Genomic DNA, 14,084 nt, shown 5'->3' on the forward strand with positions numbered 1-14,084 from the left:
GGCTGGCTATGAGGGGCTGGGTGTTGCGGCGGTCAACGGGCCGGCGGTGACGGTGGTTTCGGGTGACGCTGCTGCCTTGGATGCGGTGCAGGCTGTCTGGGAGGCGGAGGGCGTTCGGGTGCGCCGGGTGCCGGTGGACTACGCCTCGCACTCCCCGCACGTCGAGGCGCTCCGGGACCGCATCCTGGCCGACCTCGCCCCGATCACTCCGTCGGCGACCTCCGTCGGCTTCTTCTCGACGCTGACCGGTGAACTGGCCGACACCGCCGGCCTCGACGCCGACTACTGGTATCGCAACCTCCGCCAGACCGTCCGCTTCGAGGACGCGATCCGGGCCGCGGTAGCCGCCGGGCATACCGTCTTCGTCGAAGCGTCCGCGCACCCCGTGCTGACCGTCGGTGTGGAGCAGACCCTCGACGCCGCCGACCTCACCGGTGCCGCCTTCGGCACCCTGCGACGCGACCACGGCGACACGGCCCAACTCCTCTCCTCCTTTGGCCAGGCGCATCTCCACGGCCTGCCCGTCGCCTGGGAGCAGGTCCTCGCCCCGCACCACCCCCGGCGCGTCGCCCTCCCCACCTACGCCTTCCAGCGGGAGCGCTACTGGCTGCCGACCGCCGTCGAGGCGCCGGCGCCCGGCGAGGACGGTGCGGGGGCGGACCGGGCGGCCGACCCGGTCGAGGGCCGGTTCTGGGAGGCGGTCGAGCGGGAGGACCTGGAGAGCCTAGCGGAGACGCTGGCGCTGGACGGCGAGCGGGAGTTGGGGGCCGTGCTGCCGGCGCTCTCCGCCTGGTACCGGCGGCACCGCGAGGCGTCGTTGGTGGACCGGTGGCGCTATCGGGTCGACTGGAAGCGCGGCCGCACCGGCTCCGGGCGGCTGACCGGCACCTGGCTGCTGATCGACTCCGACGGCATACCGGACGCCGCCGCGGTGGACCAACTGGTCGCCGGCTGGCAGCGGGACGGCGCCGCCGTCGCACGGGTCACCGTGCGGGACGGCGACGGGCGCGGTGAGATCGCGACCGCGGTCGCCGACGCGCTGGCGGACGAGGCGGGGGCCGTCGTTGCGCCCGTGGGCGTGGTGTCGTTGGTGGCGTTCGGCGCGGGGCGCGGGGCGGACTGCACGGTGGCACCGCGGGCGCTCACCGACACCCTCGCGGTGGTGCAGGGCCTGGGCGACGCGGGGATCGGCGCACCGCTGTGGTGTCTGACGCGGGGCGCGGTGTCCACCGGCCCCGGTGACCGGGTGCGCAGCCCCGAGCAGGCGGCCGTGTGGGGCCTGGGTCGCGTGGCCGGCCTGGAACACCCGGACCGCTGGGGCGGGTTGGTGGACCTTCCGGAGAGCCTGGGGGAGCAGGCGTTCCGGGCGCTGGCCGCGGTGCTGACCGACCCGGACGGGGAGGCGCAGGTCGCGGTGCGGCCGGGCGGCGTGCAGGTGCGCAGGCTGGTGCGGGCCGCCCGGGACCGGCGGCCGGACGCCGCGACCTGGGTCCCGTCGGGGTGCGTGCTGATCAGCGGCGGCACGGGGCCGCTGGGCGCCCATGTCGCGCGCTGGGTCGCCGCCCGCGGCGCCGAACACGTGGTGCTGTTCAGCCGGCGGGGCGAAGGCGCTCCCGGGGCCGGTGAACTGCGGGCCGAATTGGTGGAGTTGGGGGCACGGGTGTCGGTGCGGGCCTGTGACGTCGCCGACCGCGAGGCGCTGCGCGCCGTCGTCGACGAGGTCGGCCCGGTCTCGGCGGTCTTCCACACCGCCGCCGCGCTGGAGGACGCCGTCCTGGACCGGCTCACCGTCGGCCAGGTGGACCGGGTGCTGCGGCCGAAGGTCCAGGGCGCCGTCAACCTGTACGAACTGACCGCCGGCGAGCGGCTGTCGGCGTTCGTGATGTTCTCCTCGATGGCCGGCACCTTCGGCGCGTCCGGGCAGGGCAACTACGCGCCGGGCAACGCCGTGCTGGACGCCTACGCGCAGCAGCTGCGGGACGCGGGCGTGCCCGCCACGTCGGTGGCGTGGGGGCCGTGGGCCGGCGACGGCATGGCCGCGTCCGGCATCGGGGAGATCGCCCGCCGGCACGGCATCCCGGAGATGGCGCCGGAGCGCGCGCTGACCGCGCTCCAACAGGCCGTCGAAGACAGCGAGTCGGTCCTCGGCGTGCTGGACATCGACTGGGACCGCTACTACGTCGCCTACACCGCCACGTCCCCCACCCGGTTCTTCGACGAGCTGCCGGAGGTGCGGCGGATCGCCGCCGCGCAGGCCGGCGGCCGGCGGGCGGAGCCGGCGGCCCCGGCGCTGGCCGGCCGGCTGGCGGGACAGGACGCCGCGGGCCAGCTCCGGGTGCTGCTGGAGGTGGTGCGCGGGCAGGTCGCGACGGTGTTGGGCTATGCCACGCCGGAGGCGGTGCGGGAGAACCAGGCGTTCACCGACGTGGGCTTCGACTCGGTGACCGCGGTCGAACTGCGCAACCGCATCAAGGAGGCGGTCGGGCTGCCGCTGCCCGCCACCCTCGTCTTCGACTACCCGACCCCCGGCGCGCTCGCCCGCCACCTGCGCGACGAACTCGCCGGCACCGACGGGATGTCCGACGCCCGGGCGCTGCCGGCGGCCGCGCTGACCGCGGCGCCGGGCGCGGGCGCCGACGACCCGATCGCGGTGGTCTCGATGTCCTGCCGCTTCCCGGGCGGGGTCACCTCACCGGAGGACCTCTGGCGGATGCTGGAGTCCGGCGGGGAGGGCATCGGCGCGTTCCCGACCGACCGCGGCTGGGACGTGGAGCGGTTGGAGAGCCTGTCGCCCACCGGCGTCCTGGGCGGATTCCTCTACGACGCGGCCGACTTCGACGCCGGCTTCTTCGGGATCTCGCCGCGCGAGGCGCTGGCGATGGACCCGCAGCAGCGGCTGCTGCTGGAGACCTCCTGGGAGGTCCTGGAGCGGGCCGGCCTGGACCCGGAGACGCTGCGGGGCAGTGCCACCGGCGTGTTCGCGGGCACCAACGGGCTGGACTACGGATCGCTGCTGTCCGCCGCCCCGCCCGAGGTGGCCGGCTACATCGGCACCGGCAACACCGGCAGCGTGGTCTCCGGCCGGATCTCCTACGCCCTCGGGCTGGAGGGCCCGGCGGTGACCATCGACACGGCCTGCTCCTCGTCGCTGGTCGCCGTGCACCTGGCCGCCCAGGCGCTGCGCAACGGCGAGTGCGCGCTGGCGCTGGCCGGCGGCGTCACGGTGATGGCGGCGCCCACTCTCTTCGGCGAGTTCGCCGCGCAGGGCGGCATCGCCTCCGACGGCCGCTGCAAGGCGTTCGGCGACGGCGCGGACGGTGCGGGCTTCTCCGAGGGCGTCGGGATGGTACTGCTGGAGCGGCTGTCGGACGCGCGGCGCAACGGGCACCAGGTGCTGGCCGTGCTGCGGGGCTCGGCGGTCAACCAGGACGGCGCGTCCAACGGCCTTACCGCGCCGAACGGCCCGTCCCAACAGCGGGTGATCCGGCAGGCGTTGGCGAACGCGGGCCTGTCGGCGGCCGAGGTGGACGTGGTCGAGGGCCACGGCACGGGCACGTCGTTGGGCGACCCGATCGAGGCGCAGGCGCTGCTGGCGACGTACGGGACGGACCGGGACGCGGAGCGGCCGCTGTGGCTGGGGTCGGTGAAGTCCAACCTCGGGCACACCCAGGCCGCCGCCGGCGCCGCCGGCATCATCAAGATGGTGCTGGCCCTGCGGCACGGTGTGCTGCCGAGGACCCTGCACGCCGACCGGCCCTCCGGCCACGTCGACTGGTCGGCGGGCGCCATCCGGCTGTTGACCGAGGCCCGCCCCTGGCCCGAGGACGCCGAGCGGCCCCGCCGCGCCGGGGTGTCGTCCTTCGGCATCAGCGGCACCAACGTCCACCTGATCCTGGAGGCCGCGCCCGCGCCCGAGGCGACCGAACGGCCGGCCGCCGAGCCGCCGTTGACCGCCGAACCCGGCTCCCCGGGAGCCGGCCCGGTGCCCTGGGTGCTGTCCGGCCGGACGCCGGCCGCGCTGCGCGCCCAGGCCGACCGGCTCCGCGCCCACCTCGACGGCGACGGCGCGGATGCCGACCCGCACCGCCTCGGCTGGTCGCTGGCCGGTACCCGCACCGCGTTCGAGCACCGGGCCGCCGTGGTGGACGACGACCCCGCTGCGCTGCGCGCCGGACTCGCCGCGTTGGCCGCCGGAACCCCGGCCGCCCATGTGGTGACCGGCACCGCGGCCCCCGGGCTCGCCGGCGGTAAGGTCGCGTTCGTACTGCCCGGCCAGGGCTCCCAGTGGCCCGGCATGGCCGCCGAACTCCTCGCCGCCTCCGAGCCGTTCCGCACCGCGCTGACCGACTGCGACCGGGAACTGCGCCGCTTCACCGACTGGTCCGTCCTCGACGTGCTCACCGGCGAACCGGACGCGCCCGGCCTCGAACGGGTCGACGTGGTGCAGCCGGTGCTGTTCAGCGTGATGGTGTCGCTGGCGCGGCTGTGGCAGTCCTACGGCGTCGAACCCGACGCCGTCGTCGGCCACAGCCAGGGCGAGGTCGCCGCCGCCCACCTCAGCGGACACCTGTCCCTCGCCGACGCGGCCCGCGTCATCGCGCTCCGCAGCCGTGCCATGACCTCCGTCAACGGGCAGGGCGAGATGGTCTCCCTGGCCCTGCCGCACGACGAGGTCCGCGCGCGGTTGGCGCACTGGGGCGACGCGCTGTCCGTCGCCGTCGTCAACGGCCCGTCCTCCGTGGTGGTCTGCGGCGCGCCCGAGCCCCTGGACGAGCTGATCGCCGCGTGCGAGGCCGACGGGGTGCGGGCCCGCAAGGTCCGCGGGGTCAACCTGGCCGCGCACTCGCCCGCCGTCGAGGGCCTGCGCGACCAACTCCTGCGCGAGCTCGCCCCCGTCGCCCCGCGCCCCGGCACGCTGCCGCTCTACTCCACGGTCACCGGCGCCCTCCTCGACGTGCCCGCCGACGCCGCCTACTGGTACCGCAACGTGCGCGAGCCGGTCCTCTTCGAGCCGGCCACCCGCGCGCTGATCGCCGACGGCCACACCACCTTCGTCGAGCTGAGCCCGCACCCGCTGCTGGTCTCCGCCGTCCAGGAAACCGCCCAGACCGCCGGCACGCCGGTGGTCACCGTCGGCTCGCTGCGCCGCAACGACGGCGGGCCGCGCCGGTTCCTCACCTCGCTCGCCGAGGGCTACACCCAGGGCCTGCCCGTCGACTGGGCCCGCTGGTTCGGGCCCGACACCGGCACCGTGCCGCTGCCGACCTACGCCTTCCAACGGGAGCGCTTCTGGCCCGGCGCCCAGCACCGCGGCGCCACCGCCGACGGCCAACGGGACGCCGCCGAGGCCCGGTTCTGGGCCGCCGTCGACGACGCGGACCTGGATGCCCTCGCCGGGACCCTCGCCCTCGACGACGCCGAGGCGCTGCGCACCGTCGTCCCCGCGCTCTCCACATGGCGGGCCCGGCACCGCGCCGAGTCCACGGTCGACGGCTGGCGCTACCGCACCCGCTGGCAGCCGCTGCGCACCGACGCCCGCCCCGCGCTGCACGGCACCTGGCTGCTGGTCACCCCGACCGGCACCGCCGACGGCGACCTCGTCGACGCCTGCGCCCGCGCGCTGGCCCGCCACGGCGCGCACGCCACAGCGCTGGAGATCGACGACGCGGAGCACGGCCGCGCGCCGCTGGCCGCCCGGCTCGCCGAGGCCGCCGACGGCCGGGAGTTCGCCGGCGTGCTCTCCCTCCTCGGGCTGGACGAACGCCCGGCGGTCGACGCCCCGTCGGCGACCACCGGACTGACCGCCACCGCCGCTCTCATCCAGGCACTCACCGACGCCGCCCTCGACGCGCCCCTGTGGGTCGCCACCCGGGGCGCCGTCTCCACCGGCCGCGCCGACCGCCTCACCCACCCCGACCAGGCACCCCTCTGGGGACTGGGCCGGGTCGCCGCCCGCGAACTCACCCAGTCCTGGGGCGGGTTGATCGACCTGCCCGAGACGCTGGACGAGCGCGCCGGGGACCGGCTGGCGGCCGCGCTCGCCGGCGACGACGACCAGGTGGCGGTGCGCGCCACCGGACTCTTCGGCCACCGACTGCGCCGCGACCCGCTCGGCGGCCGCGCGCCCGCCCGGCAGTGGACCCCCGACGGCACGGTGCTGCTCACCGGCGCCACCGGCGCGGTCGGCGCCCACGTCGCCCGCCGACTGGCCCGGGACGGCGCCGCCCACCTGCTGCTGCTCAGCCGCCGCGGCCCGGACGCGCCCGGCGCCACCGAGCTGGCGGCCGAACTCACCGCGCTCGGCACCCGCGTCACCCTCGCCGCCTGCGACGCCGCCGACCGCGACGCGCTCGCCGCCGTCCTCGCCCGACTGCCCGAGGACCAGCCGCTGACCGCCGTCTTCCACGCCGCCGCCGTACTCGACGACGGCATCATCGACGGCCTGACCCCCGAACGGTTCGAGACCGTGCTCCGCCCCAAGGTCCGGGCCGCCCGCAACCTGCACGAGCTCACCAAGGGCCGCGACCTGTCGGCGTTCGTGCTGTTCTCCTCGCTCGCCGACCCGCTCGGCAACGCCGGCCAGGCCAACTACGCCGCCGCCAACGCCTACTTGGACGCCCTGGCCGAACAGCGCCGCGCCGACGGCCTGACCGCCACCTCCATCGCCTGGGGCGCCTGGGCGGGCAGTCGGGCCACCGAGGGCACCGCCGACCACCACCGCACGCGCCGCGGCATGGCCCGGGCGATGTCCCCCGAACTCGCCGTCACCGCGCTGCGGCACGCCCTCGACCACGACGACACCCGCATCGCCCTCGCCGACCTCGACTGGTCCGGCCTGGCCGCCGCCGGCGCCCCGGCGTTCCTCGCCGACCTGCCGGAGCGCCGCCAGGACCGGCAGCCGACCGCCCCCGACGCCACGACCGGGCCCGACCTGGCCCGCCGCCTGGCCCAACTGCCCGCCTCCGAACGCGCCCGGACGGTCCTCGACCTGGTCCGGGCGCAGGCCGCCGCCGTCCTCGGGCACGCCTCCGCGGACGCGGTCCCCGCCGACCGCCCGTTCCGCGAGCTCGGCTTCGACTCACTGACCTCCGTGGAGTTCCGCGGCCTGCTCGGCACCGCCACCGGCCTGCGGCTGCCCGTCACCCTGGTCTTCGACCACCCGACGCCGCAGGCGCTCGCCGCCCACCTGGTGCGCCAGGTCGGTGGCGAGGAGCCGACACCGGCCGGCCGGGCACCCGCCGCCACCGGCACCGCGGGCACCGACGAGCCGATCGCCGTCGTCGCCATGGGCTGCCGCTTCCCCGGCGGCGTCCGCACCCCCGAGGACCTGTGGGAGCTGCTGGCCGGCGGCACCGACGCCATCGGCCCGTTCCCCGCCGACCGGGGCTGGGACCTGGAGCGGCTCTACTCCCCGGACGGCAGCAGGCCCGGCACCAGCTACGTCCGCGAGGGCGGATTCCTCGACGACCCCGGTGCGTTCGACCCCGCGCTGTTCCGGATCTCGCCCCGCGAGGCCCTGTCGATGGACCCCCAGCAGCGGCTGCTGCTGGAGACCGCCTGGGAGACCTTCGAACGCGCCGGCATCGACCCGCAGTCCCTGCGCGGCACCGCCACCGGCGTCTACGTCGGCACCAACTACCAGGACTACCCGGGCCTGTTGCACCGCGCCGGCGGCGCCGACGAGGGCTTCATGGTGACCAGCAGCGCGGCCAGCGTCATCTCCGGCCGGCTGTCCTACACCTTCGGCCTCGAAGGCCCGGCCGTCACCGTCGACACCGCCTGCTCCGCCTCCCTGGTGGCGCTGCACCTGGCCTGCCAGGCGCTTCGACAGGGCGACTGCACCCTCGCGCTGGCGGGCGGCGCCACCGTGATGTCCACCCCGACGATCTTCGTCGGCTTCAGTCGACAGGGCGGCCTGGCTCCCAACGGCCGCTGCAAGACCTTCGCCGCGGCCGCCGACGGCACCGGCTGGGGCGAGGGCGCCGGCGTGATCCTGCTGGAACGCCTCTCCGACGCACAGCGCAACGGCCACCCGGTCCTCGCCGTCGTCCGCGGCTCCGCCGTGAACCAGGACGGCGCCTCCAACGGCATCAGCGCCCCCAACGGCCCCGCCCAACAGCGCGTCATCCGCCAGGCGTTGGACAACGCCGCACTGTCGGCCGCCGACGTCGACGCGGTCGAGGCCCACGGCACCGCCACCACCCTCGGCGACCCCATCGAGGCCCAGGCGCTCCTGGCCGCCTACGGGCAGGACCGCGCCGACGACCGGCCGCTGTGGCTGGGCTCGATCAAGTCCAACATCGGCCACACCCAGGCCGCCGCCGGCATCGCCGGGGTCCTCAAGATGGTCCTCGCGCTGCGCCACGGGGCCCTGCCCAAGACCCTGCACATCGACGAGCCGACCCCGCACGTCGACTGGGCCGACGGCAACGTCCGGCTACTGACCGAGACCCTCGCCTGGCCCGCGACCGACCGCCCGCGCCGCGCCGGGGTGTCCGCCTTCGGCATCGGCGGCACCAACGCCCACGCCGTCCTCGAAGAGGCGCCCACACAACAGGCCCTGGCGGAAGCCGAGTTGGCGTACCCCGCGCCCGAACCGGCCCCGAACGTGGACCCGCCGGTGACGCCCTGGGTGCTCTCCGGTGACTCCGCCGCCGCCCTGCGCGACCAGGCCGCCCGACTCCACACCCACCTCACCGACCACGCCGACACCACCCCGTCCGACATCGGCTTCTCCCTGGCCACCACCCGCGCCGCGCTCACCCACCGCGCCGTCGTCACCGGCCCGGACCGCTCCCGACTGCTCGACGGCCTCGCCGCGCTCGCTGCCGGCCGACCCGCCGCCGACGTCGTCACCGGCACCGCCGCCGACCGCGGCCGGCTCGCGGTGCTGTTCTCCGGCCAGGGCGCCCAACGCCTGGGCATGGGCAGCGAACTCGCCGCCGCCCACCCGCTGTTCGCCGACGAGCTCGACGCGGTGTGCGCCCGGCTCGACGCCCACCTCGACCGGCCGCTCCGCGACGTGATGTGGACCGGCACCGCCGACGAACTCCACCAGACCGGCTACGCCCAGGCCGCCCTCTTCGCCGTCGAGGTCGCCCAGTACCGGTTGCTGGAGTCCTGGGGCATCACCGCCGACCTGCTGCTCGGCCACTCCATCGGCGAACTCACCGCCGCCCACCTCGCCGGCGTGCTGACGCTCGACGACGCCGCCGCCCTCGTCGCCGCCCGCGGCCGACTGATGCAGGCCCTGCCGACCGGCGGCGCCATGCTCGCGGTGCAGGCCACCGCCGACGAGGTAAGCGGCGCGCTCGGCCCGGAGTTGGAGATCGCCGCGGTGAACGGCCCCACCTCCGTGGTCGTCTCCGGCGCCGCCTCCGCCGTCGACGCGTGCGAGCGACTGTGGCGCGACCGCGGCCGCAAGACCCGCCGACTGCGGGTCTCGCACGCCTTCCACTCCGCCCATATGGACGGCATGCTCACCGAGTTCGCCGCGGCCGCCGCCGCGGTCACCTACCATCCGCCGCGCATCCCGGTCGTCTCCAACGTCACCGGCGCACTCGCCGGCCCGGACGAACTGTGCACCCCCGACTACTGGGTGCGGCAGGTCCGCGGCGCCGTACGGTTCGCCGACGGCGTCCGGGCCGCCGCCCGGGCCGGCGCCGCCGCCTTCCTCGAACTCGGCCCCGACGCCGTGCTCACCGTGCCCGCCCGGGAAACCCTCGCGGACACCGCGAACGGTGCCGAGCGCGACGAACCGGTCCGCGCCCCGCTGATCGTCGCCGCCCAGCGCGCCGACCGACCGGAGCCCGACACCCTCCTCCAGGCCGTCGGCCAACTCCACGCCCACGGCCACCCCGTGGACTGGGCCGCCCACTTCGCCCCCACCCGCCCGCGCCGCGTCCCGCTGCCCACCTACGCCTTCCAACACCGCACCTTCTGGCCCGAACCCGCCGCCACCCCCCTCGCCACACCGGCCCAGGACGCCACGGACGCCGGCTTCTGGACCGCCGTGGAACAGCAGGACCCGGCCGCCGTCGCCGACCTCCTCGGCCTGGACAGCCCCGAGGCGCTGCAAACGGTGCTCCCCGCGATGGCCGCCCACCACCGTCGGCAACGGGAACACACCACCCTCAACCGACTGCGCTACCGCATCGTGTGGCACCGCACCACCGCACCCGACACCACCGGCCCACTGCCGGTGCCGGGCCGCTGGCTGCTGGTCCTGCCCGCCGACGACCAGGGTGCCGCGCTCCGGCACGAGGCGGTGGACACCGCGCGCCGCATCCTGGGCCCCGACACCACCGAACTCACCGTCGCCGCCGCCCCGGACCGCGAGCAGCTCGCCAAGCGCCTCACCGAGGAGACCGCCACCGACCCCGTCCGCGGTGTCCTCTCCCTCCTCGCCCTCGACGAACGGCCCGACCCGGTCGTCCCCGCCGGCGCCACCGCCACCCAGACCCTCATCCAGGCCCTCGGTGACGCCGGCACCGATGCGCCGCTGTGGCTGGCCACCCAGGGCGCGGTGACCACCGGCCCGGACGACCCGGTCACCCACCCCGCCCAGGCCATGATCTGGGGCCTGGGCCGCGCCCTCGGCCTGGAACACCCGGGCCGCTGGGGCGGATTGCTCGACCTCCCCACGACCGGCACAGACAACGTCGCCGAACGCCTCGCCGCGGCCCTGACCGGCGCCGGCGACGAGGACCAACTCGCCGTACGCCCCGGCGGCACCTACGTGCGCCGCCTGCGCCGCGCACCCCTCGACGCCGCACCGCCCACCGGCGACCGGCCCGGCACCGCGCACACCCGCGACACCGCCCTGATCACCGGCGGCACCGGCGGCCTGGGCGCCGAGGTCGCCCGCTGGCTGGCCCGCACCGGCACCGCGCACCTGGTGCTGACCAGCCGCAGCGGCCCCCAGGCACCCGGCGCCCCCGAACTCGCCGACGAACTCAGGGCACTTGGCGCCGCGGTCACCCTCGCCGCCTGCGACGTCGCCGACCGCGACGCCCTGGCCGCCCTGCTCGCCGACCTGGAAACGGACCCGCACCCGCCGCTGCGCACCGTCGTGCACACCGCCGGCATCAGCCTCAACAACACCCTCGCCGCCACCGACCCGGCCGAACTCGCCGCCGTCGCCACCGCGAAGGTCGCCGGCGCCCGCAACCTCGACGCCCTGCTCCGCGACCACGAACTCGACGCCTTCGTCCTGTTCTCCTCCGTCTCCAGCACCTGGGGCAGCGGAGCCCAGGCCGGCTACGGCGCCGCCAACGCCTTCCTCGACGCCTTCGCCGCCTGGCGCCGCGCCCAGGGCCGCACCGCCACCTCGGTGGCCTGGGGCGCCTGGAGCGACATCGGCATGATCAACCTCGCCGGCAACGTGGAGGCGGCCCGCCGCGCCGGACTGCCGCTGATGCCCCCGCCCCTCGCGATCGCCGGACTGGCCCAGGCCCTACGGCACGACGAGACCACCCTCACCGTCGCCGACGTCGACTGGCCGACCTTCGCCCCCAGCTTCACCCTGGCCCGGCGCCGCCCCCTGCTCGACGACGTCCCCGAGGTCCGCACCGCCCTGGCGGCCACCGACACCCCCGAGGAAGCCGCCGACACCGCTGCCCAACTCCGCGCCACGCTCGCCGACTTGCCAGCACCGGAACGGCGTCGCGCCCTCACCGAACTCACCAACGGTCACCTCGCCGCCGTCCTCGGCTACCCCTCCGCCGACGCCCTCGACCCCGACCGCCCCTTCCGCGAACTGGGCATCGACTCCCTCACCGCCGTCGAACTCCACCACCAGATCAGCACCGCCACCGGACTGCGCCTGCCCACCACCCTGGTCTTCGACCACCCCACCCCCGCCGAACTGGCCGACTTCGTCCTCGACGAACTCACCCGCACCACCGACGGCACGCCCACCACCGTGCTCGGCGACCTCGACCGCCTGGAAGCCGCCCTCGCCACCACCCTCGAAGACGACACCCGCGACGAACTCACCCAGCGCCTCACGACGTTGCTGTCCAAGCTCACCACCGACGGCGACACCACCGCGCCCGGCACCGACGACCTGGCCACGGCGACCGACGACGAACTGTTCGCGCTCGTCGACCACGACCTCGGGCTGGCCGACCGGCCCAACGACACCCGGGACTGAGCGGACCGGCGAGGGGAGGGAAACCCATGAACAACGAAGACAAGCTGCGCGACTACCTCAAGCGCGTCATCGGGGAGTTGCAACAGGCACGCCAGGAGAACACCGAACTGCGCGCCCGCCACCAGGAACCGGTGGCCATCGTAGGGATGAGCTGCCGCTACCCCGGCGAGATCACCGACCCCGACGGCCTGTGGCAACTGGTCGCCTCCGGCCGGGACGGCATCGCCGGCCTCCCCACCGACCGCGGCTGGGACCTCGACGCCCTCTACCACCCGGACCCGGAGAACCCCGGCACCAGCTACGCCCGCGAGGCCGGATTCCTCCACGACGCCGCCGACTTCGACGCCGGCTTCTTCCGGATCTCGCCGCGCGAGGCGATGTCCATGGACCCCCAACAACGACTGCTCCTCGAAGGCGCCTGGACCGCACTGGAACACGCCCGCCTGGACCCCGCCACCCTCCGTAAGAAGCCGGTCGGCGTCTACATGGGATGCAGCGGCGGCGACTACACCACCATCCTGCTGGGCTCCGACGAACCGACCGCCGGCCACATCAACACCGGCAACGCCACCAGCCTGGTCTCCGGCCGGATCGCCTACGCCCTCGGCTTCGAGGGCCCCGCGGTCACCGTGGACGCCGCCTGCGCTTCCTCCCTCGTCAGCCTGCACCTCGCCGCCCAGGCACTGCGCGCGGGGGAGTGCGCACTGGCCCTCGCCGGCGGCGTGACGCTGATGTGCACGCCGATGGCGTTGCTGGAGTTCTCCCGCCAACGCGGACTGTCCGCCGGCGGCCGCTGCCGCTCCTTCGCCACCTCCGCCGACGGCACCGCCTTCGCCGAGGGCATGGGCATGCTCGTCCTCGAACGACTCTCCGACGCCCGCCGCAACGGCCACCGCATCCTGGCCGTGGTCCGCGGCTCGGCCGTCAACCAGGACGGCGCCTCCAACGGACTGACCGCCCCCAACGGCCCCTCCCAACGCCGCGTGATCCGCCAGGCACTGGCCAACGCCGGCCTGTCCGCCGCCGACATCGACGCGGTGGAGGCCCACGGCACCGGCACCACCCTCGGCGACCCGATCGAGGCCCAGGCACTGCTCGCCACCTACGGCCAGGGCCGCCCCGAGGGCCGCCCGCTCTGGCTGGGCTCCATCAAGTCCAACATCGGCCACACCCAGGCCGCCGCCGGCGCCGCCGGCATCATCAAGATGGTCGCCGCCATGCAGCACGGACTGCTGCCGCAGACCCTGCACGTGGACGAACCGACCGTGCACGTCGACTGGTCCGCCGGCGCCGTGGAACTGCTCACCGAGGCCCGCCCCTGGCCGGAGACCGGCCGCCCGCGCCGCGCGGCGGTCTCCTCCTTCGGTATCAGCGGCACCAACGCCCACGTCATCCTGGAACAGGCACCGATCCTGGAACAGACACCACCCGAAGAGGAGGCGCCCGCAGCCGAGTTGCCGACCCGTCGCCCCACCCTGCTGCCCTGGACGCTCTCCGCCCGCTCCGAGGAGGCCCTGCGCGCCCAGGCCGGCCGACTGGCCGCCTCGGTCCGCCACCGACCGGAACTCTCCCCCCTGGACGTGGCCCACTCCCTCGCGACGACGCGCACCGCGTTCCCCCACCGCGCGGCCGTCGTGGGCGCCGACCGCGAACAGCTCCTGCACGGCCTCGTAGCGCTGGCGGAGGGAGCCCCCTCGGCCGATGTGGTGCGGGGCGCGGCCGCGTCCGTCGCCGGACGGATCGGGTTCCTGTTCTCGGGTCAGGGTGCCCAACGACTCGGTATGGGCCGTGAGTTGCACGCCCGCTTCCCGGTGTTTGCCGAGGCGTTCGACGGGTGTGTCGAGGGGTTGGAGCGGGCGTTGGGTTCGTCCGTGCGTGGGGTGGTGTGGGGTGCGGATGCGTCTCGTCTCCATCAGACCGTTCATGCCCA

General features: G+C 75.6%; 2 protein-coding genes. Both read left to right on the top strand.

The window, feature by feature from the left end; all coding sequences use genetic code 11:
* Positions 1 to 16 precede the first annotated feature (16 nt).
* Positions 17 to 12,154 (top strand): type I polyketide synthase, encoded by a 12,138-nt coding sequence (locus ACIQU6_RS42335; protein WP_403487654.1) that lies wholly within the window; start codon positions 17 to 19, stop codon positions 12,152 to 12,154.
* A 26-nt stretch (positions 12,155 to 12,180) separates the two neighbouring features.
* On the top strand, positions 12,181 to 14,084 hold a 1,904-nt coding region (locus ACIQU6_RS42340), incomplete at its 3' end, for a type I polyketide synthase (RefSeq protein ID WP_403487652.1).

It is taken from the genome of Streptomyces sp. NPDC090442 (assembly GCF_044769405.1).
In the GTDB taxonomy this organism is placed as follows: Bacteria; Actinomycetota; Actinomycetes; order Streptomycetales; family Streptomycetaceae; genus Streptomyces.